The sequence below is a fragment of the Enterobacter sp. CP102 genome, from assembly GCF_025152625.1.
GTDB classification, from domain to species: domain Bacteria; phylum Pseudomonadota; class Gammaproteobacteria; order Enterobacterales; family Enterobacteriaceae; genus Enterobacter; species Enterobacter soli.
The window spans coordinates 3,565,235-3,588,965 of sequence record NZ_CP104014.1; the positions used below are offsets into that span (position 1 = coordinate 3,565,235).

Annotated in this window: 12 protein-coding genes and 1 pseudogene; 7 read left to right on the forward strand and 6 right to left on the reverse strand. The window is 56.7% G+C overall.

Features of this window, described 5'->3' with window-relative positions:
- The first annotated feature begins 659 nt into the window (after positions 1–659).
- The 7 genes and pseudogenes from N1249_RS16790 to nudI all read left to right on the forward strand — a co-directional run bounded on the left by N1249_RS16790 (position 660) and on the right by nudI (position 17,909).
- Positions 660–10,697, forward strand: coding sequence for a BapA/Bap/LapF family large adhesin (locus N1249_RS16790; protein WP_259831335.1), 10,038 nt, complete (start codon positions 660–662; stop codon positions 10,695–10,697).
- A gap of 79 nt (positions 10,698–10,776) precedes the next feature.
- On the forward strand, positions 10,777–12,177 hold the full coding sequence (locus tag N1249_RS16795) for a TolC family outer membrane protein (RefSeq protein ID WP_259831337.1): 1,401 nt from the start codon (positions 10,777–10,779) through the stop codon (positions 12,175–12,177).
- Positions 12,174–14,360 carry a type I secretion system permease/ATPase gene (locus tag N1249_RS16800; protein ID WP_259831339.1) on the forward strand — a complete coding sequence of 729 codons (2,187 nt, stop codon included), beginning with the start codon at positions 12,174–12,176 and terminating at the stop codon, positions 14,358–14,360. Before N1249_RS16795 ends, N1249_RS16800 begins: the two co-directional genes overlap by 4 nt.
- Before the next feature lie 10 nt (positions 14,361–14,370).
- Positions 14,371–15,540 carry an HlyD family type I secretion periplasmic adaptor subunit gene (locus N1249_RS16805; protein WP_259838199.1) on the forward strand — a complete coding sequence of 390 codons (1,170 nt, stop codon included), beginning with the start codon at positions 14,371–14,373 and terminating at the stop codon, positions 15,538–15,540.
- A gap of 820 nt (positions 15,541–16,360) precedes the next feature.
- Positions 16,361–16,798 carry a hypothetical protein gene (locus N1249_RS16810; protein WP_259831342.1) on the forward strand — a complete coding sequence of 146 codons (438 nt, stop codon included), beginning with the start codon at positions 16,361–16,363 and terminating at the stop codon, positions 16,796–16,798.
- A 403-nt stretch (positions 16,799–17,201) separates the two neighbouring features.
- Positions 17,202–17,399 (forward strand): annotated as a pseudogene (locus N1249_RS16815) (HigA family addiction module antitoxin); the annotation flags it as partial.
- A gap of 84 nt (positions 17,400–17,483) precedes the next feature.
- Positions 17,484–17,909, forward strand: coding sequence for a nucleoside triphosphatase NudI (gene nudI / locus N1249_RS16820; RefSeq protein WP_259831345.1), 426 nt, complete (start codon positions 17,484–17,486; stop codon positions 17,907–17,909).
- Positions 17,910–17,912: 3 nt separating this feature from the next.
- Here the strand turns inward: nudI and N1249_RS16825 are convergent, their stop codons facing one another.
- From N1249_RS16825 to N1249_RS16850, 6 genes are all read right to left on the reverse strand, one after another.
- Positions 17,913–18,422, reverse strand: a complete 510-nt coding sequence (locus N1249_RS16825) for a DUF6622 family protein (protein ID WP_259831346.1) — start codon at positions 18,420–18,422, stop codon at positions 17,913–17,915.
- 82 nt (positions 18,423–18,504) lie between these two features.
- Positions 18,505–19,539, reverse strand: a complete 1,035-nt coding sequence (locus N1249_RS16830; protein WP_259831348.1) for a fimbrial protein — start codon at positions 19,537–19,539, stop codon at positions 18,505–18,507.
- A gap of 11 nt (positions 19,540–19,550) precedes the next feature.
- Positions 19,551–22,079, reverse strand: coding sequence for a fimbria/pilus outer membrane usher protein (locus N1249_RS16835; RefSeq protein WP_259831350.1), 2,529 nt, complete (start codon positions 22,077–22,079; stop codon positions 19,551–19,553).
- Positions 22,080–22,122: 43 nt separating this feature from the next.
- The gene (locus tag N1249_RS16840; RefSeq protein ID WP_259831353.1) at positions 22,123–22,782 is read right to left on the reverse strand and encodes a molecular chaperone; all 660 of its coding nucleotides are present in this window, start codon (positions 22,780–22,782) and stop codon (positions 22,123–22,125) included.
- Positions 22,783–22,821: 39 nt separating this feature from the next.
- Positions 22,822–23,361, reverse strand: coding sequence for a fimbrial protein (locus N1249_RS16845; protein ID WP_259831355.1), 540 nt, complete (start codon positions 23,359–23,361; stop codon positions 22,822–22,824).
- 35 nt (positions 23,362–23,396) lie between these two features.
- Positions 23,397–23,726 (reverse strand): hypothetical protein, encoded by a 330-nt coding sequence (locus tag N1249_RS16850; protein ID WP_259831357.1) that lies wholly within the window; start codon positions 23,724–23,726, stop codon positions 23,397–23,399.
- Between the last annotated feature and the right edge of the window lie 5 nt (positions 23,727–23,731).

Here is a 23,731-nt window from a genome sequence, read left to right on the forward strand (position 1 = left end):
GTGTTCATGCCGTTAACGCACGGGCTGGATTTTTTATTCATCACCTGGTGCATTTTTTTCAGCGGAAAAACGAAGCGGTACCCACAACAGATAATGCGTATTTTTAATACATATTCATGCTAATAATGATTATAAAAATAGTGGTAGCAGATTATATTTATCACGCCACTACGCTATTAAATAATTTTAAAACACAATATATCATATTCTCCCATTAATATAATGAGACTTAAACATCTGTTAAGCTGCCGTTAAGTTACTATATAAATAAAATAATCCAGCATCACAAAACCGAGGTTCCCTATCGCAAACTCATCACTTTCCCCCTTGAGTCTAAACGTCGAAAATCAAAATAACCAACTGATAAATAAAACTTAAAGCATCAAGCACGATTATCCACTTCATTTGGCATTTATTCACTGGCGCTAAATTTGCGCAATCGCCTGTTTATAGCTATATCCTTTTTATAGGCAATTAAATAATAACAACATTAATGAAAGGGCTTTATCGAAAATAAATACTGAGAATATCGCCATCGACACCAAATAATAGGTCTTACGCACATAGCCACTCTTCAAACTGGCGGGCCTCGTTCGCTCTGAAGAAACCAAAAGAGAGTTGCTAATCCAAATAGCATCGCTGCCGGGAGCCGTTACCCTATGAGCAAAATATCTGTCATCTCAAAACTGACTGGCGTGGAGTCAACCACAGAAGGCACTCAGGTCACTCTGACCCACTCTTCTGTCATTAAGCTTCACCTTGAGCGCTCCGATATTGATCACTTTGCCCGCAGTAGCAACGATCTGGTTATCACCCTGCACTCCGGTGAAACCATCACCATTAAGAACTTCTACGTTGCGGATGCGCAGGGACTTAGCCAGCTGGTGCTTGAAGAGGATGGCGGCCTGCTTTGGTGGGTTGATGATCCTGCGGTGGTGCATTTCGAATCCATCGCCTCGACGGATGTACTGCTTGCCGCTGCGGGTACAGAGTCCACAACCGGTGGCGCCGTATGGCCCTGGGTACTTGGCGGCGTTGCCGCGGCAGGGGGCATTGCCCTTGCCGCAGGTGGCGGTGGCGGCGGCGGTGGCGGTAGCAGTAACGGCGGCAATGGCGGCAATGGCGGAAACCCAGGCACCGATCCAACAGAGCCCGGTACGCCGGTAAACCCGACCGATCCTGATACCACCGCCCCTGCAGCCCCGACGATCAACGGTGCCAGTGATAATGTTGGCTCAGTTCAGGGGGCGCTCTCTCGCGGTCAAAGTACCGATGATACGCGCCCTACCTTCAGCGGCGTGGCGGAAGCTGGCTCGAAGGTGACGATTTATGACAACGGTAAGGCCATTGGCACGGTGACTGCGGGCAGTGACGGCAAATGGCAATTCACCCCCTCTTCAGATTTGAGCGAAGGCGCGCACAGCATTACCTCAAAAGCCACCGATAGCGCGGGTAACACGGGTCCTGCGTCTCCGCCGTTTATCGTGATAATAGATACCACACCACCCGCCACACCCGGCGTACTGAGCGCCAGCGATCACACAAGTTCCAGCGCCGTTCCGATCCTGAGCGGCCAGTATACCCATGCCGGCAAGCCCGTATTGAGCGGAAAGGGTGACCCGGGGGATACCATCACCCTGTATGACAAAGGGGTGAAAATTGGCGAAACCACGGTAGATGCGAAAGGTAACTGGAGCTTTACCCCGGGTAAGGCGCTTTCAGAAGGCGCGCACTCCCTGACGCTCACTGAAACCGATCCCGCCGGCAACACCAGCGGCATGTCCAACCCCCTGAACTTTATTATCGACACTCAACCGCCCGCCACCCCGGTTGCACAGATTAACGGCACGGGGGATCAGGTCACCGGCACGGCCGAAGCGGGCAGCATTGTTACCATCAAAAACAGCGCCGGAACGGTAATTGGGACCACCACCACAGACGGGACTGGCCACTTCACCCTTACGCTCTCGCCTGCTCTCACCAACGGTGAAAAGATATCGGTAATCGCCACTGACGAAGCCGGTAACCCGAGCGCGCCGGCAAACCTGAATGCCCCGGACACCACACCGCCGGCCATTCCTGATGGCGTGGCGGTATCTCATGATGGCGACCACGTTACCGGTACAGCCGAGCCGGGCAGCACCATTATCGTGAAAGGGGAAAATGGCCAGCAAATTGGTACAGGGACCACCGACAATAACGGTCATTTCGACGTCACCATTTCTCCGCCGCAAAAAAACGGTGAGTTACTGGACGTCACGGCAACCGATGGCGCAAACAACACCAGCCAGCCTGCCCATGCCACCGCTCCGGATACCACCCCACCGGCCGCACCAACCGACCTGGATGTCTCGTCAGATGGCACGGAGCTAACCGGTAAAGCTGAAGCGGGCAGCACCGTCACCGTGACCAACAGCACCGGCACCGTGGGAACGGCGCTGGTGGACGATCAGGGTAACTTTACAATCACGCTCAACCCGGCACAAAACAACGGTGAAACCTTAACCGCGCGGGCAACCGACCCGGCAGGTAATACCGGCGCTCCGGCCAGTACCGTTGCGCCAGACACAACGCCTGCGCAAACGCCAGAGATCATCGGCGTGACGGATAACGTCGCTGACTTCACCGGCAGCGTGGCTAACGGCGGCATCACAAACGACAACCACCCCACCATCTACGGTAAAGGCGAAGCGGGCACCACGCTGGATCTGTACACCAACGGCAATAAAATTGGCTCGACGGTGATTTTGTCCGACGGAACCTGGAGCTTCCCGGCGGATGTGCATCTGGTGGAAGGCGGGAACGTCATTACAGCAAAAGCGGTGGACAGCAAGGGCCAGGAGAGCGGCTGGTCCGCCACCTGGAGCGTCACCGTGGATACCCAGGCGCCAGGCACCCCTGTGATTAGCCAGGTGATTGACGATGCCGCGGCCAGCACCGGGAACATCACCAGCGGGCAGCTCACCAACGACACCACTCCAACCTTTAACGGCACCGGGGAGGCCGGTGCAACCATTAACATAATGGAAAACGGCAATATCATTGGTACTGCGCTGGTCGCGCCAAACGGCTCATGGACATGGACGCCGGACAATGCCTCCGCCTTTGTCACCGGGACACACAACCTGAGTTTTGTGGCCGTTGATGCCGCGGGCAACCACAGCACCATCCCCGCCAGTTTTGTGCTTAACCTTTCAACGGTGGCGCCCGGCCAGCCAACCATTGTTAAGGTCACCGATGACGTGGGCAGTGTGAAAGGCCCTATTACCAGCGGTAAACCGACCGATGACACCCAGCCCCTTTTCGAAGGGAAAACGGATGTGGGGAGCACCGTTGCCATTTATGATGGCAACAAATTCCTGGGCAATGCAACGGTCGATGGCTCCGGCAACTGGAGTTTTACGCCGCCTCTGCCTCTTAGCGAAGGGTCGCACAGCATTACGGCGGTCGCCATCAATGCTGCCGGGAACTCTAGCACTTCCACTCCGTTCAACGTGGTGGTAGATACCATCGCGCCAGATGCTCCGTCCACCCCGGTTGTCACCGTCAACCCGGACGGCCCGGACGTCATACTCGCACCCGGGCAGCCAACCCGTGATACCACGCCAACCCTGAGCGGAACCGGTACAAAAGGCGATGTGATTACCATCTACAACGGTAACGCGGTGCTGGGCACCGCCGAAGTTGACGATACAGGCCACTGGAGCTGGACGCCTTCAACACCATTGCCGAACGGCACCTACAACATCACCCTGACCGCCACCGACAAAGACGGCGCGGGCAATGAGAGCGCCGCCTCGAACGGGGCGACTATTATTATTGATACCGATCCACCGGCCACGCCATCGGCCCCGACCATTACCGATAACGTGGATGCCTTCACCGGGGTCATCGCTAATAACGGCACCACCAACGATCCGCGTCCGGTCCTGAGCGGCACGGGCACCGCCGGGGATGTGATCACCATTTACGACGACTATAACGGCACCAAAAGCCCGATTGGTACGGCGACGGTCGATATCAACGGCAACTGGAGCTTCCAGCCGTCGGCGCTGGGCCAGGGCAATCACACCTTTAACACCACCGCCAAAGACGAAGCCGGGAACGTCAGCGCGAATGGCGCGCCAATTACCGTGACGGTCGATACCTTAGCGCCCGCGCAGCCTTCAGATATCACCATTAACGTGCAGGGCACGACGCTGTCCGGTACGGCTGAAGCGGGCTCGACGGTGGAAATCCGCGATGCCAACAACAACCTGATTGGTACAGGCACCGCCGATTCAAACAACCACTTCAGCATCCCCCTGACCAGCCCCCAGACGTCGGGCAATAACCTGACTGTGACCGCCGAAGACAAAGCCGGGAACACCAGCGATCCTGCCAGCTACCAGGTCACGGGCACCGTTCAGCCGCCCACCATCGACACCATTATCGATGACGTTGGCACCCTGGTCGGTAACGTGAAAGGCAGTACTTCGGACGATACACTGCCGGTGCTGAACGGTACGGCAGCCGCAGGCAGCACCGTAACCCTGTATCAGGACGGGTTAATCCTGACCACCATCACGCTGGGCGCCAGCCAGACGAGCTGGAGCTATCAACTGACAACACCGCTTCTCAGTGGCGCACACAGCTTTACCGCCACGGCCACGGTGGGCTCTGCCACCAGCGATCTCTCCGCCGCCGCCAGCGTGACTATCGATCCGATTTCTGTTGGCGTTCCGGTTATTGATGCAGTCACTGACAATGTTCCACCTTACACCGGGCCGCTGACCAACGGGCAGTCCACTAACGACAACACCCCAACCCTGACGGGCACCGCAGGCGTGGGCGATATCATCACCGTGTTTGATAACGGGCTGCCGATTGGCGTCGCGACGGCAGTGGCAAATGGGGCATGGACCTTCACCCCTGCGATCCAATCGGATGGGCTTCACACCTATACCATTACCGTGACTCACCTGGGCATTACCAGCCTGCCTTCCATGCCGTTTGCGGTGGTCATCGACACCACGGCACCGGCTAAACCAACGATTGATACCATCACCGACGACGTCCCGCTGTACGTGGGCGGCATCGACAAGACTGCGTCAACCAACGACACCACGCCAACCCTGAACGGTAAAGCCGAAGCAGGCAGCACGGTGACCATCAGCGACAACGGCACGGTGCTGGGTACGGCACTGGCCGACGTCAACGGCAACTGGACATTCACGCCGTCGAAAGCGCTGGCAGACGGTCAGCACAGCTTCACGGTGGTGGCAACCGATCCTCTGGGCAACCAGAGTACGGCATCGGACAGCTACGACATTACCATCTCCACCACACCGCCCGCCCAGCCGACGCTGGATGCGATCTATGACGATGTGCCGGGTAGTGTTGGCAATCTCACCAACGGCCAGTTGACCAACGACAACCTGCCGACCCTGAGCGGTACGGGCAGCGAAGGCAATGTCATTCACATTCTGGATAACGGGGTGCAGATAGGCACGGCGATTGTGAGCGGCGGTGTCTGGAGCTTTACCCCAACCACGGTGCTGAGCGATGGCGTGCATAACCTGCGTATTTATGCCAATGACGATGCGGGCAACGTATCCACCACCACGCCTGTTTTCGCCATCACCGTCGATGCCACAGCACCGGCCACACCTGCCGTCACCGGCGTGCTGGACGATGTGGGTTCAATTACCGGACAGATAGCCGCTAGCGGTCGTACCGATGACAACCGTCCGACCCTGAGCGGCACCGGGGATGCAGGCACCACCATTCATATCAAGGATGGCGCAAACGAAATCGGCACCGCAGTGGTCACTGCGGGAGGCACATGGACCTTTACGCCGACCGCAAATCTGGCCGACGGGCTGCACAGCCTGGTCATCACCGCCACTGACCCGGCCGGGAATACCAGCACCGGCAGCACTACCGTGACCTTCACGGTAGATACCAGCGCGCCAGTTGCGCCGCTAATCTCAAGCGTTACTGACAACGTGGGCACGACGGTGCCCCTGGGCAATGGCGATTCCACCAACGACACCACACCCGCCTTTACCGGCACCACGGAAGGCAATGCCCAAATCACCATCTACGACAATGGCAAGCAAATTGGCCAGGTCACAGCAGACGGCGCAGGGCTCTGGAGTTACACCCCCGCCGCACTGGCAGAAGGCAGCCACAGCTTCACCTTTACCGCCACCGATGCGGTCGGCAACGTCGGTCCGGCCTCCCCGCCGTATGTGCTGGTGGTTGACCTGACGCCCCCTGCCGCACCGGCCATCACACAGGCAGTGGATGATTTCGGCACCATTCAGGGGTCACTGGGCACCGGGCAACTCACCGATGACGCCCAGCCGCTGCTGAAAGGCACCAGCGAGCCGCTCGCCACGGTCAACGTCTATGACGGAGGCTCGCTCATCGGCACGGCTAACGCCGATATCAACGGCAACTGGTCGTTGCAGTTAAGCACCAGCCTGAGCGAAACCACCCACAGCTTCACGGCACGGGCGGTAGATGCAGCCGGTAACATCAGCACCCCGTCTGCACCGTTCCTGCTGACCGTCGATACCACACCGCCAGCTCCGCCGGTTATCCTCACCGTGGCCGATGACACAGGCCCGAACACTGGCAATCTCACCAACGGCCAGCTGACGGACGACAATAAACCGACCCTCAGCGGCACGGCAGTGGCGGGTTCACTGGTGCGTATTTACGATGGCAGCACCCTGCTGGGCAGCGTTGTCGCCACCAACGGTAGCTGGAGCTTTACCCCAACCAGCCCGCTGGCGGATGGCTCGCACACGCTCAGGGCCACCGCCAGCGATCCGGCAGGCAACGCCAGCGGTGATTCAAACACCTTTACCCTGGTGGTGGATGCGACTGCACCGAACGCGCCAGCCATTACCTCCATCGTGGACGATGTGGGCAGTATCACCGGGCCAGTGACCAGTACAACCCCGACCAACGACACGCAGCCTTCGCTGAACGGCACCGCAGAAGCCAACAGCGTGGTGAGAATTTACGATGGCACCACGCTTGTCGGCCAGGTTACCGCAGATGCCAACGGCAACTGGAGCCTGCCACAGACCACCACCATCCTCAGCGACGGGCAGCATAACTTTACCGTTACCGCCACGGATGCGGCAGGCAACACCAGTGCCGCCTCCCCTGTTACCTCGATTGTGGTGGATACCCTTGCGCCGCAGGTACCGGGTGGGCTGGCGGTGGTTAACGTCGGGACGCGCGTAACGGGTACAGCGGAAGCGGGAAGCACCGTGACCATTACCACCAGCGGCGGCACGGTGCTCGGCACCGCCACGGCGGACGGTAACGGCAACTTTACCGCCACCATCAACCCGGCGCAGACCAGCGGTGAAACGCTGCTGGCCTTTGCCACCGATAAAGCGGGCAACGTCGGGCTGTCTTCCTCTGTCATCGCACCGTTTACCACCCTGCCAGGTGCGCCAGTCATCAACACCGTGACCGATGATTTCGGTACGGTGAAAGGCACGCTGAGTAACGGGCAGAGTACCGACGACACCACCCCAACGCTTGCGGGGACCGCACAGCCAGGCTCAACGGTGACCCTGTTTAATAACGGGGTGTCGATGGGCACAGTGACTGCGGATGTAAACGGCAACTGGAGCTTTACCGCGCCTGCCCTGAGCGAAGGCGCACATACGTTCACGGCAACTGCCTCCAACGGCACGGGCACCGGCCCGGTTTCGGGCAGCATTGCCGTGGTTGTGGATACCACCGCACCCGGCATCCCGACCGGCACCTTTAACGCCGATGGCAGCGTACTGACCGGTCAGGCCGAAGCGGGCAGCACGGTCACTATTCGTCTGCCGGATGGCACTACCTACACCACCACCGCCAACGCCAGCGGTGTCTTCACTCTGACCTTTGCCAACAAGCAAACCGAAGGGGGAACACTGACGCTGAACGCGACCGATGCCGCAGGTAACACCTCGCTGCCGGGGCAGGCCATCGCCCCTAACCTGCCGCTGTCTGCCGCGAATAACCTCGACGAGCTGAACTTCACCACCACGGCGACGGTGACCGATGCCCAGTACAGCGATTACGGTCTGCTGCTGGTGGGCGCGGTAGGTAATGTGCTCTCGCTGCTGGGGAACAACAGCGCGCAGGTCACCTTCACCGTTGACCCGGACGCGTCGGCCAATATCAGCATTAACGCCTACGGGACGGGCGCGGTGCTCAGCTTGCTCAACACCATGCAGATAGTGGTGCAGCACTGGGATGCCAACAACAACATCTGGACCACGGTGGTGGACTCCGGTGATGGCAGCACGCTGAACCTGTTAACCCTCGGGGCGAACGGCGTCTCCCTGAACCTGACCGGGCTGACTCAGGGGCAGTATCGGGTGCTGACCTACAACACCAGCCTGTTGGCGACCGGGGCTTACAGCAGCCTCGATGTGGACGTCACGCAAACCAGCGCGGGCACCATTGTGGGCAGCAATCTGAACGTTGCGGGTAACGTGATCACCGACAACGATGCGGTGTCAGGCAGCGACAATGCGCCGTCCGGCACGCTGGTTACCCAGGTGACGAACGCGCAGGGCCAGGTGACGACGGTTAATGCCACCGGCACCACCGTGGTCCACGGTCTGTACGGTGATTTGACCATTAGCGCCAACGGGACCTACACCTACACGCTGACCACCACCAGCGCCAGCGCCAACGGCCGTACGGAGAACTTCACCTACACCATCGCGCACAACGGCTCAACCGCCAGCGCCCAGCTGGTGATCTCGCTCGGTACCAGCTCCGGGGCAACGGTTGCCCATGCGACGGCGGTGGATGACGCGGCAAGCTTCACCTTCGATACCAGCGTTCATGCCATCGACAACGGGACATCATCCCAGGGCGGGTTCACGGTGGTGGGCGTTGGGCTTGGGAATGTGCTCACCCTCGACGTGCTGAGCAACCTCAGCAACCCGATTATCTATAACGTCGATCAGGGCACCACCCGCACTATGACCTTGCAGGCAAGCGTTGGTGGGGTCGCCATCGGCTCGGTGTTTGACCTTTACGTCTATAAGTTCAACGCCGCGACCCAGACCTACCAGCAGTATCGTTACGATAAAAGCTGGCTGACCGCGCCATTGCTGGGCGGCACGTCCGGCAAGCTCACGCTGGATCTCCCGGCCGGGCAATATCTGTTCCTGCTGAATACCGCATCGGGGATCACCGCCCTGACTGGCTACACCCTGAACGTGCTTGAGGATCACGTTTACACGGTGTCCAGCACCGACGGTTCGACCACCGGTAACGTGATGGCGGACGACATCCTGCCAACCGGCGTGACCGCCACGGTGACCGAGGTGAACGGCGTGCAGGTTAACGCAACCGGCACCACAACCATTCAGGGGCTGTACGGCACGCTGACCATTGATGCTCAGGGTAACTACAGCTACACCCTGAAAGCCGGCACCGGGGCAGACAAAATCCGCACTCCGGATACCTTTGTCTACACCATTACCGATTCAACCGGGCACAAGGACAGCGCGTCGCTCAACATCACCCCAACGCCGCACGCGCTGGATGCCATCGACGATGTCAGCAAACTGGTAACCTTTGATGCCACACAGCACATCGCGGCCTGGAGCGATACCTCCGTCGGCAGCGCAAGCTGGCAGGCCGCCCTGCTGAGTACCACCCGCGCCTCCGGTAGCGGCACCTTTACCGTCGACCCGAACACCGCGCTGCACAATGTGGTGCTGCACTTTGACATTGCATCCGTGCTGCCGCTGGGCGGGCTAGGCGTCACCTGGTCGATTACCCTGCAAGGTTCTTCTACGGCGATTGCCTCCAGTTCGTTTACCGGTGGCTCCACCACCATCAACCTGAGCGGGCTGGATCTGGATGCGGGGACATACACCCTGAGCTTTACCGGTACCGCGGGGCCACTGGGTGTGGGCGGTATTACGATCACCCCATCCGTGACGGGCACATCGGTGTTCCTCAATAACTTCGAAACCACCGCCGGACATCTGGTGACGGGCAATATCTACGACGGTACGGATTCGCAGGGGGCGCTGGATCAGCTGGCATCGGTGAACACCCGTCTGAGCATCACCGGCTATGACGGCCATGTCACCACGCTTGATCCGTACACCACCAGCAACGCCAGCGCGTCGATTGTCGGGCATTACGGCACGCTCTCTATTGGCGTGGACGGCAGCTACACCTACACGCTGAACAGCGGGATCTCGCTTTCCACCATGACCAGCAAGGAGGTCTTCAACTACACCCTGACCGCCGCCAACGGCACGACAGATAGCGCCTCGCTGACCATCAACCTGTCACCGCAGATGACCAGCACCAACCACAACGACATCATGACCGGCAGTGCCTATGGCGACACGCTGATTTATCACGTGCTCGATACCACTACAGGTGCCGGAACCGGCGGCAACGGTAACGGCGATCACTGGACCAACTTCTCTGTTTCGCAGGGGGATAAGATCGATATCGGCGATTTGCTGGTGGGCTGGAACGGCCAGACATCTACGCTCGGTAACTATGTGTCCGTCACCACCAGCGGAAGCAACACCGTGATTTCCATCGACCGCGACGGCACAGGCAGTGCCTACGCTAAAAGCACCCTGGTTACCCTGGATAATGTTCAGACCACCTTCGACGAGCTTGTAAATCAGCACCACAACATCATTACCTGACAGCAGCGAATAATGACCCGGGCGCTCGCCGCCCGGGCATAGACAACATAAAGCGGTACTCTTTTATTAGGGACAAGACATGAGAAAAAGATGGCCTCGCTGGTGGCTCTCGTGCTGCCTGTTTTCTGTACCCGTGTCGCCTGCTCAGGCGGTGGTGATTAACGCCGAACAGCTGAGTGCTGAGCAGGAACTTCCCTCCCTTGAAGGCCGCGTTGCGCTTCCGGCCAGCAAAACGCCTCCGGGCGTATTAAACCTGGATGACGCCGTCGTCCGCGCCGTGAGCTGGCATCCGGCCATCAGCGAAGCGGTGGGAAAACTCTTCCAGCAATCAGAACAGGTCGATGTCGCCAAATCGAAATACTATCCGCAGGTTAACGCCGGGATGGATAACGGCTACACGCACAATGGCGGCGATTCCGGCTTTACCCCTTCTCTGGTGCTCTCGCTTTCGCAAATGCTGTATGACTTCGGCAAAGTGGCAAGCCAGGTGCGCGCCGAAAACGCCGGGGTCGCACAACAACAGGCCAATGTGCTGGTCAGTATCGATACCATTGCCCACGACACCGCCACCGCGCTGGTGCAGGTTCAGACCTGGCAGCAGATGGTTGAAACCGCCAGAGAGCAGCTTGATGCCCTGAATGAAATCGGCAAGCTCACCCGCCAGCGTAACGACGAAGGGGCGACGTCGCTCTCAGACGTGGTACAAACCGATGCCCGTGTTGAAGGCGCACGCGCGCAGTTAATGCAGTATCAGGCCAACCTGGACAGCTCGCGCGCCACGCTGATGAGCAACCTCGGCTGGAATACGCTGGGCGTTATCAGCAATGATTTCCCGGACAGAATGAAACGCAGTTGCGACATCGCCGAGCCTGACGACCGGCTGGTGCCTGCGGTGCTGGCAGCCTGGGCGCAGGCTAATATCGCGCAGGCCAACCTGGACTACGCCAACGCCCAGATGACCCCGACCGTCTCGCTGGAGCCGGAAGTTCGCCACTATCTGAATGACAACTATGCGGGACACGGTTCGCTGGATCGCACCCAGTATTCCGCGTGGGTCAAAGTGGAGATGCCGATCTATCAGGGCGGCGGGTTAACCGCACGGCGCAATGCAGCCGGACACGCGGTTGAAGCGGCGCAGTCCACCATCCAGCGCACGCGGCTGGACGTCAGACAAAAGCTGCTGGAGTCACGCAGCCAGGTGATGAGCCTGCTCAGCACATTGCAGATCCAGTCCCGTCAGGAAACGCTCAGCGTGCGCACCCGCGAGCTCTACCAGCAACAGTATCTTGAGCTTGGCTCACGCCCGCTGCTGGACGTGCTAAACGCCGAACAAGAGGTCTACCAGGCGCGTTTTACCCAGCAGCAAACGCTCGGCCAGTTACACCAGCTCCAGCTGAACTGCCTGTACAACACAGGCCGTATGCGTCACGCCTTCAGCCTGGATAACCGCACGATCCAGTCTGTGGAGATCCAGCCATGAAACACACCGACCCAACGCAAAACGAACCGATTACGGATCAGGCACTGGCGCACTGGGCTCAGGCATTTAGCCATGTTGCCGATCACTACCGGGTAGCCTGTTCCCCCGGCGCGCTGGTGGCGGACGCCCCGTGGCTCAGCGGCAAACCAATGATCAACGCCCTCACCCTGCTGGCGCGCGAAGCCGGGCTTTCGTTCCAGCTTTTGCACTCCACGCAGGATGCGATCAACAGCTGGCGTTTGCCGCTGGTGGTTGAACTGAAAGAGGGCAAGATTGGCGTTATTGAATATTTTGACGGTGAAGACACGCTGGAGATCTGTTTTATCGACAGCACGGTGCAAACTAACCGGCTTTCCCTTCAGGCGCTGCTGCCCGCCATTCACCATGTTGCCGCCCTGCGCCCGCTGGCGGCCTTAAAAGACAGCCGCGTGGATGCCTATATTTCGAAGTATCGCCCGGACTGGCTCTACCGGCTGGTGATGCGCGACCTGCGCCCCTACACATGGGTGATGCTTGCCGCCCTCTTTATCAACCTGTTATCCCTTTCTGGCGTGGTCTTTTCGATGCAGGTGTATGACCGGGTGATCCCCGCCCAGTCGTACCCCACCCTGTATGTGCTGACGATTGGCGTGCTGATTGCCACCCTGTTTGGCTTTGTGCTGCGTATTGCCCGGGGTCACATTATGGATCTGCTGGGTAAACGCGCCGATTTACGCGTCTCCGACCGGGTCTTCGGCCATGCCCTGCGCCTGCGTAACAGCGCGGTTCCTCGCTCCACCGGCAGCTTTATCTCGCAGCTGCGCGAACTGGAGCAGATCCGCGAAATGGTCACCTCGTCAACCATCTCCACCATTGTCGACCTGCCCTTCTTTCTGCTGTTTGTGGTGGTGCTGGCGATCATTGCTCCGCCACTGGCATGGATTGCACCTGTCGCCGCCGTGCTGATGGTCCTGCCCGGCATTCTGTTGCAGAAAAAGCTGGCGGCACTGGCAAAACAATCGGCCCATGAATCCACCCTGCGCAATGCGGTACTGGTCGAAAGCGTTCAGGGGCTGGAAGACATCAAGCTGATGCAGGCGGAAAACCGCTTCCTGCAACAGTGGAACAGCTACATCCAGATCACCGCAGAATCTGGCCTGCGCACCCGCGAGCTGAGCCAGGGGCTGATCAACTGGGGGATGACAATCCAGAGTCTGGTTTACGCCGGGGTGATCGTCTTCGGCGCACCTATGGTTATCGAAGGCTCCTTAACCACGGGTTCCGTGGTTGCCGCCTCGATGCTGGCCTCGCGCATGATTGCGCCGATGGCCACCCTGTGCGGCGTGCTGGCGCGCTGGCAGCAGGTGAAAGCCGCCAAAGAGGGCCTGGACAGCATCATGCAGTTGCCCACCGAAAACCTGCGAGAAGAGACCCCTATTCGCCAGGATGTACTGCGTGGGCACTATCTCTTCGATCAGGCGCAGTTTCGCTACCACCCGGAAGATCCGCGCATGGCGCTGCGCATCAACCGGCTGGAGATCAAACCCGGTGAGAGCATCGCGATCCTCGGGCGCAACGGCGCGGGTAAATCGACGCTGCTGCAGGCGCTGGCGGGCGGTATGGAGCTGGCCAGTGGCGAGCTGCGGCTGGACAACCTCAGTCTGCCGCATCTGGACGTGGCCGACCTGCGGCGCAACGTGGGCTTTATGACCCAGAACGCGCGGTTATTCCACGGCACGCTGCGCGAGAACATCACGCTCGGGATGCCACGCGCCACCGACGAAGAGATCGTTAATGTGCTGGAGATGTGCGGCGCGGCAAGCTTTGTGCAGAAGCTGCCAAAGGGGCTGGACTACCCGATCATGGAAAATGGCGTGGGGTTGTCCGGCGGCCAGCGGCAGTCCATTTTGCTGGCGCGAATGCTCCTGCGCGATCCCAATATCGTTCTGCTCGATGAACCCACCGCCTCCCTCGATGAACATACCGAACGCGAGTTTATTCAGCGCCTGAGTCAGTGGCTGGGCAACCGCACGCTGATTGTCGCCACGCACCGCGTGCCCGTACTGGAACTGGTTGAGCGCGTGGTGGTGCTGAAAGAAGGGATGCTGGTCATGGATGCGCCGAAAGCGCAGGCCCTTAATAACAGCCGAATGCAGCAACAGGCGAACGGACGGGAGTGGAAAAATGAAAACCAGTCAGCATGATGCCGCAACGATGGACGATCTGGACAATACGCTTGATTCAGAAAGCGGCTATTCTGGCGCGCGGCGCATTGTACTGTGGACACTTCTGCTGTTTATCGTCACCGGCGTGTGGGCATGGTTCGGGATACTGGATGAAGTCTCTACCGGAACCGGCAAAGTGATCCCAAGCTCTCGCGAGCAGGTATTGCAGTCGCTCGATGGCGGGATCCTGGCCGGGCTGAGCGTGCATGAAGGGGATCAGGTTCAGGCGGGCCAGGTACTGGCAAGGCTCGATCCGACCCGTTCTGAGTCCAATGTGGGGGAAAGTGCCGCCCGCTACCGCGCATCGCTGGCGTCCAGCGTGCGTTTAACCGCAGAAGTTAACGACCTGCCGCTGGTTTTTCCTGAATCCTTAAAAGCCTGGCCCGACCTTCTCGCCACCGAAACCCATCTCTACAAATCCCGCCGCGCACAGCTTGAAGACACCGTCCGCGAACTGAACTCGGCCCTGAGCCTGGCGAATAAAGAGCTGGCAATCACGGAACGTCTGGTTAAAACCGGCGCCGCCAGCCACGTTGAAGTGCTGCGCCTTCAGCGGCAGAAAAGCGACCTGGAACTCAAGCTGACGGACGTGCGTTCGCAGTATTACGTGCAGGCGCGCGAGGCATTGTCAAAAGCCAATGCCGAAGTGGATATGCTCTCCGCCATCCTGAAAGGACGTGAGGATTCCGTCACCCGCCTGACGGTGCGCTCCCCTGTTCGCGGGATTGTGAAAAACATCAAAGTCACGACCATCGGCGGCGTGATCCCGCCAAACGGCGAGCTGATGGAGATTGTGCCGGTGGACGATCATCTGCTGATTGAAACCCGCCTCTCGCCGCGTGACATCGCGTTTATTCATCCCGGACAAAAAGCGCTGGTGAAGATAACCGCCTATGACTACGCCATTTACGGCGGTTTGCACGGGGTGGTGGAAACCATCTCCCCGGATACCATTCAGGACGAAGCCAAACCGGAAGTGTTTTATTACCGGGTGTTTATCCGCACCAGCCAGGATTTTCTGATGAATAAAGCGGGAAGGCATTTTTCGATTGTGCCAGGGATGATTGCCACGGTGGATATCAAGACCGGCGAAAAAACTGTGCTGGATTATATGATTAAGCCGTTTAACCGGGCGAAAGAGGCGCTCAGGGAGCGGTGATTTTGGTTTTCTCCCTCTCCCTGTGGGCTGAGGGTTCCCCAGTAATTTGTGTCTTTAATTCAGCGATGACATTACGCCATTGAAATAAAAGGCTTACAGCGGTGCCATGGTCCGGCCGAAAATCGCCGAAGCGTTTCCTGTAGGCCGGGGCGAGGCGCATGGATGCGCCGAGAGGGCGCGACTTGCATGGACGCTGCATCGCGCCCGGCCCGAAAGCCGAAAGGAATAAGCTGAGGGTACCGCGAAGCGGCGATTTTCTTGCCGGGAGCCCGGGTCGCCAGGGTAGCGGCGGTGAGCTACCCTGGCACGTTCACCGGTAATGTAGTGACAGAGTAGCAAGGAATATAAAGTGAACGGAATGACCACCTGAGCTGTATGTTCCCCCTCACCCCAACCCTCTCCCCAAAAAGGAGAGGGAGCCGTCCGTGCTCGTATTTTTGTGGGGATTCCTCAACCCACAGGGAGAGGGTTGGGGTGAGGGCAACAGACCGCAAATAATTGCAACGTCATACATCTTTCCTGAAGCCGCCTCGCAGGTTTCAACTTCTCCTTTCTTACCCTCTTTTTTATAAGGTTATTCGAGCGTAAGTTTCTTCCACGCCAGCAAAATCTGGCGTCGGGATTGGCATCCTGGTTATCATTGGAGACGGCGTAAGTTCTTGTTGCGCCGCACGTCTGGCTACATCTCAATGGTGGGCTGGACGGGGGCGTCGCAAGACGCGCCGGTACACTCCAAGCCGGTAATGCCAACTCCGTTCAGACCTGCCACCCGGGAAATTGGCATTTCCCTGGTCGGTTTATCAACTGATTGGAGAAAAATATGAATACCAGCAACGCGCTTTTCACTACCCCATTCGATCACAACACCGACTTCATCGACCTTGCCGACAACTGCGAACGTTTTTGTGAGGCTCTGGTAGAAGAAACCGATCCCGCAAGAAAAATGGCTCTTTGTGGCCGTCTTGCCACCAGCCTCGCCCTGCTCCGCCCGATGCTGCTGGAGCCTGTTCCTGAATATTTACAGGAACGTCTTACCGTCGATGCCCTTCCCTTCGTTCGACCTGTATTTGCCCCTGAGCCAGATCAGCAGTGCCGCTACTGCGAAGAGATCACCCAATTGCTCATTAGCGGCGTACTTGCACCCGAAGCCGCGCGCGTTATGGGGGATTTGCTGTTTGAACTGACCGGATATTTTGCCGATCGACTGAAAGAACCTCGCTGGCTGAGAACGGATGCGGGAGTGGCATTGCTGGGTTAAATGTAAAAGCCGGGTGGCGGCTACGCCTTACCCGGCCTACTCGGTAAGCGATTAAATAACTTCATTAGAATAAAACACTTACAGCGGCTCCATGGTCCGGCCGAAAATCGCTGAGGCGTTTCCTGTAGGCCGGGGCGAGGCGCATGGATGCGCCGAGAGGGCGCGACTTGCATGGACGCTGCATCGCGCCCGACCCGAAAGTCGAAAGGAATAAGCCGAAGGCACCGCGGAGCGGCGATTTTCTTGCCGGGAGCCCGGGTCGCCAGGGTGGTGGCGGTGAGCCCCCCTGGCACGTTCACCGGTAATGTAGTAACAGAGTAGCAAGGAACATAAAGTGAACGGAATGACCACCACAGCCGTATGTTCCCCCTCACCCTAGCCCTCTCCCACAGGACCAGGCGATGTGTTGCTATACGAGTATCTTAAACCGCTTAATATGAAAATCTCCGATCTGGCCGATACGCTGAACGTAGACTGCAATACAGCCAGCGCGCTGATAAACAATAAAATCATTCTTACCGCTGATATGGCTTCTCGTCTCGCAAAGACATTCGACACCAGTGTCGAATTCTGGCTGAACCTACAGCAAAATCCTGATATCCCGCGGTAAAAATCCACCGTCAGTAACACACCTGGCACCACGTACCTGCTACCATAAACCACTCTCATTTTTCAGGAAGAAACCATGCGTCAACGTACAATTGTCTGTCCGATCATTCAGAACAACGGGGCTTATCTGCTGTGCAAAATGGCCGATGACCGTGGGGTATTCCCCGGCCAGTGGGCGATTTCCGGTGGAGGGATGGAGCCAGGAGAAACCATGGAGCAGGCACTGCGCCGCGAAATTCGCGAAGAGCTGGGCGATGCGCTTGAGATAACCGACGTGAAGCCCTGGGCCTTCCGCGATGATATCCGCGTGAAAACCTACGCCGACGGCAGCACGGAAGAGATTTACATGATTTACCTGATCTTCGACTGCTACAGCGCCAACCGTGAAGTGACGTTCAACGAAGAGTTTCAGGAGATAGCCTGGGTGCAGCCAGAGTCGATTAAGGCCCTGGATCTGAACGAAGCCACGCGCATCACCTTCGCCCAGAAAGGGTTGCTGTAATCCTCACGTGGGTACGCGGGCGAGAAAAACGCTCGTGTACCGGATAAATTTGCCAATAAACACCCCGGCAAACACCCCACCGGAAACAATCGCGAAGGCGCTCATGGCAGGCTGTTGCAGTGTCTGCGGCGAAATGGCGCTCATTACACCCAGCACATATTTCACCACAAACGCCAGCATCATAAACGGCAGCGCCGAATAATCCGCCTGTCGGGAAATACTGCGCGGTGCGGCAGCGCGCGTAATAGCAGCCGACTTTATCAGCACAAAGCCCAGCGCCGCGCCCGCAACTATTCCTGCAATCCACAACGTAACGGTGGCAAGAGTAAGCTGACGGTAAATCACCAGATCGTAAATATCCCAGACCAGAAAAATGGCAGGAATAATGGCGAGTTTTTCGAGCGTCACAATGGCGGGCTTACGGGCTTTAATCCCACGAGATATCAGAAAAATAAACAGCACCCACACCCAGACAGGGGTACGGGTAAGGATACCCATCAAAAAATCGGACATGGCATTCACTCTGCGTGACATGCGACCTTTATCGCACCGGATAAGTATCGCGCAAAATAAACCCCATGCAATCCTCTGTACGTTATTTAAACGTTACCGTAAACGTCGCGGTCGCACTGAAGCTCCCCAGTAATGGCGTATTGGTGAGCCAGATAAATCCCGCATAATAATCCTGCGTGAGCTGATCTCCACTGATAACGCCTATTTCCTGCGGCGTATTAAGCGATATCCTTGGTGCCATCGTGCCATTCCCGGAGATTATAAATCCGAAACCACTGTCTGCAGCGGGCATAATGATGGCGCCTTGCGTCACTGGATTAGTCGAACTTAACGTCATTAATAGCGTCTCCCCGGTACAGGTTTTACCGCTGGTTTCCCGGGTTAAATCCACCAGCAAGGTGAAAGGTTTTGTCATCTCGATTTTTCCCGCCGTCGCACGGGTGGCGTTGATGACCCCAAAGTTGAGGATATCCGGCACAAGGGACACCTTTGGCGTACAGGCCAGAAACGTAATTTTATCCAGCCCGGTAATGGTGAGGTTAAAGTTGCCGTCCTGGCTAACTGAACCGCCCCGGATGCCCCCTTTCCCGTCCACCTGGAACAGAGACAGACTCACATCGCCCATCACCTTGCCATCGCTGGAAGCAGGATACCCCGTGGTTTTGATATAGACCTGATAAGTCAGTGTAAAGGTCTGCGACGTGGCCGGTGAACTGCACCCCCCTCTTCCGTTGGGCCGGCAAACTGTCCCGGGGCCAATTTCAACTTTCTCGCCATTCTGGAGTTTGTAATCGACGTTGTTCCATGTAATCCCAATCTCGAGAGAGTTATGGAGATTCTTCACCGCGTCTTTGGGATCCAGCCACAGGAAAGCGCTTTCACCCTGAGGATAACTATCGGTATCCGAGCAGGTAAACGTCGCGGTAATGGGCGACGATACCCAGATTTTAGTGTTAGCGCCGAAATCCCCCACAGAGGCCTTAATCACGCTATCAATTGCAACGTACTGGCTAACCGAGCCTTGTGCTTTACAGGTCAACGCCATGGCGGTTGACGAAAATAAACCAAAGAAAAAGACCACGACCGCATACACCAGATGTCGTCCATGAAATTGCATTGTTAACTCCTTTATCGACAAATTGCGTTTATCTCGCGGTAGCCGGCTTTACCCCGCGCATCAGCGTGCAGATCCGGAAGCTGGATGAGGCACTGTTCGCCCTGGCTCTCTCCCCAGCGAATCGTTAGCGCCTCCCCGGCGGTAACGCCGGAGACAAAGATGTCACCCTCTGGCCCCACGACACCATTACTGCGATTGCCGCGGCTGTATGCCTGCGCACCGACAGGCGGCACGTTGTTATCCGGTAACCGGCTGTGAATCAACACGCTTTCCCCCCGATATGTTTCAAAGGGTACATACGCAATCGCCCCCCGGCTCGGTACGCTGTTTTTGGTGGCCAGAGGCACGTCCAGTCCATCCGGGAAATCGCGGGTATTCAGCGACCAGGTGTTGTTACGGTAAGGAACGGCGTTTGGTACGATGGCGTAGCCAGAAGAATCAATACGCACCCCGGACTGGTTGGTGACTCGCACCCCCTGGGCATTCGGCGCCTCGATCAGGGCGAATGTCGTCCCGAGTGGTTGTGCAAGCGTAACGCCGCCCCGATGAGCAACCACGCCCCCCGCCAGATTGAGGCTGCTCTGCCGGACATGCTCTGCATTGGAATACCCCAGCCAGAGATTACCGGCCTGCCCTTTATAGCCCATGCTGAGATCCCCAGCCGTACGTTCAGATTTGTTCTGTTGCACCTGCATGGCATAGCTCAGACGGTTATCGTCCAGCAGCGAACCGCTTAAACCAGCGGAAGTTGAGGCATAGCCTGAGCGGTCGGAACGCATAGTGGCTGTCGCCGTTGCGGGATAGCTGCCGAAATTCAGCGGTAAAGTGAGCCGCAGGTTAATGCTGCTGTCATTTGAGGCGTAATGGTTACGGGTGTTCTGGTAATAAAGGCTCCAGGTGACATTACCCAGCCGGGAGGTTAATCCAGACTGGATGGTGGTGTCGGTACTGGCATCTTTCCAGTAGGTCTGCTTACTGAGTGTCAGCCAGAGCTGGCCGATATCCCACAACTGCTGGCTCATCGAAACATCAAGCCGGGCCTTTTTCGTGGCATAGTTGCTGGCGTAGCTCACCTCTGGCTCGGAAATCACCCACTGTTCAGCATTCTCGTCAGTATCATCCCAGTAATAGGTTTTATAGCGCCCATTTTCCCAGCGACGGCGCTCCTGCACTGACTCCTGAAAATCGTAATAGCCGGACGACGAGTAACGATAACCGGCAACCTGGAAATCAGTGCGAGAATCCAGAAACGATTTGGCATACAAAAACCGGGCGCTGGCACCTTGCTCCGAATCGCCCCGCGCAAGGCGCGTATCAGAGAACGACAGGTCGACCGATAACGCCCCCAAATCTCCCATGTTTTTGCCCACGCCGAGCCCCGCGCTCTGATAGTGTTCGGCAGAGAGCAGGCCTGCGGATAAGGTCACTGAATCTGTTGCGCCATAAGAGAACTGGCTTTCAGCAAAGGCAGGTGCGTAGCCGTCGGCACCATCGTGATATTTCCCGGCGACGATTTCATAGTTCAACTGACCGTTGCGCACCAGGCCTGGCAATACTGTGTAAGGGATAACCAGGTTGGTTCGGCTCCCGTCGGTTTCAATGATCGTCACATACAGATCGCCACTCTGGCTGACCGGAACAATGTCATCAAACGCAAAAGGGCCTGGCGGTACGTTGGTGGTGTATATCAGGTACTTATTTTGACGAACTTCCACGCGGGCGTTGCTCTGCGCAACGCCCCGGACCACAGGGGCATAGCGCGACTGACTTTCCGCGCGCATCATCGGTTCTGATGCCAGCTGCACCCCGCGAAAAGGGATGCTATCGAACACAGTTGTCCCTGTGCTCGCCTGTCCAAAAAGCAACTGGCTTTGCAGTGAAGGCACAGCCCTTTCGGCCCATGCTGAGACGCTTTGCCAGTGGCTGTTTTGACCGCTTCGTTTGGTCAGGTTCCCCATGTTCCGCAAACGCCACGCACCAAGGTTTATCCCGCTATTCAGATACAGATTGGCATACTGGCTATCCTGTCCGTCGTTGTTGACATGGCTCGCCGCCAGATTGTAATTCACAAAGGCCGCGTTAATACCGTCGTCATAACGCGTCGCAGGGATCGCGCCGCGTGGCTGGGTATGCATATAAATCTGGGGCACCTGAATATCAAGCCGATGGTCAACCATCGTAAAAGCCACAGAAGCGCCTTTAAGATGGCGATCCAGTGCATAACAGGTCGCATCAGCATCAGCGGGAATATCCACCGACCAGGCCCGAAGTTGCCCGGCGCTCAGGCAGGGGTGCAGGGTTTTATCCTGCTCATCACGCATGATCTCAACATCACGCTGCTCGACGAGTTTATGGTTAACGTAGATATCCAGCGTGTATGTTCCGGGCACAATACCCGAGTCTGGATCAATCAGGTTAATCAGCGACTGATTGTCAGCACCATAAAAAAAGGAGGTGTTATATTCACTTTGTGCCACGCATTCAGTGCCGGTCACCAGCAAAGAGGTCAGCGCACATAAAGATATCCATGAGCGTTGCATAATCGTTCATCCATGACATTATTCATTTATCCGCAACGATGGCTTAATTCATTTTTACGTCGGCAACTCCGCCATAATCATTAATGTAGGTTAAGCCAACTACCTGCGATCCTTTTGTAAAACGGATGCTTTCATTGCCAAACGGCGGCACCATCGGCGCCAGTATTTTTTGTTCTTTCCCCTGCGGAGTCTTAATAATTAACTGACTCAGGCTGATATACATTGGCCCCGCATTTTTCACTTCCAGTGCGTTATCTGTTTTGCTGAATGTTAATTTGCGTACCTGTTCATCAAGCTTTGTTTTTAGTCCCGGCGGCCGATAAAACAATTTAAGGCGTGTTCTAATCGCCAGTTGCATCACATTCGCCTGGGTTGCGCGTGGTGGAATTTCCTGCACATTAATCCAGTACACACTTTCACGATCGGTGGGTAATCCTTGCCCGGAATAAATAAAGCGCAGCACGGCAGACTGATCCGGTTGTATTTTGACAATAGGCGGCGTCACCATCATATCTTTACGCGGCTTGCCCTCTGCATCTTCCAGCCAGGTTTGGACAATATAATTTTTGGTGGCCGCATTATGGAGAGATAAAGAGGCTGATTTATATTCGCCCTGATAAATAACACGCGAACTGTCAATCTGGATAGCGGAGGAGGCAAAACCAGAATACAGTGCCAACAATCCAATAATAAGCGATTTCATAATATCACCTGGAAACAGGCCCCGTAGGGCCTGGCACTGTTATTGTTGAACCACGGTAAAGTTTGCTACCGCATCTGCGGCACCTGGGGACAAGGTGCCTTGATTGAAGGCGTAATAATGCGCTTTCAGACGGAAGGTGCCTTCGCCACTCTCATTCACCACAACATTTAAATCATTCGCGTAATCAAGCGTGTTGGATAAGGTAATTTTTTTGTTGGCCATATCCGTGATAATAATCCCGACGCCCTTAGCCGTTTCTGCCTCATTAGGGTTCTCCAGCTCCAGGACATCCTGCTGACCCGCTGGCGTAACGCCATTCAGGACCAGATAATAGGTTCCGGGCTCGCATCCGGTCATATTAATATCAAATCCCACATCAGGTCCGTTTGCGGTATTTTGTAAATCCGCAACGGATACCCCGGCCATAGGCACCGTAATTTCGGCCGTATCTTGTCCCTGGATCTTGCACGTTGACGAGGTGATCGTCCCCTCAAATTTTAATGTGCCATCAGCAGCATATGCAAAAGTGGTAGACAGCCCCATAACAACCATTGCCATGCAAAGTGATTTAAGTTTCATATACAGCTCCTTCTGTGTGTAAACCTGCTAACTATTTATCCGTGCATCATTTCCTGACGGGATATCGTGATGTAATTCTCGAGTGCGTTCCATCTGACTATCTCCCGATGAAGATCCGTCAGCTGGATAAATAACTGAAAGTAAACTTTTTGCGTAATGCCTTTCCCTGCTGAGCAAAACAATTCATCAATAACCGTTCGCAGTTCATTATAACCACCGCGAATAACACCCGGTACATCAAGCGGATCCACATGGCAGAGATAAAGGCTCCAGACATGGTGAATTTTCTCTTCCACAGGAATATTATGCGCAAGGGTAAGTAAACACTGATATAGCATCTCCTCGGCATATTTCTGTCTACTCATCTGAG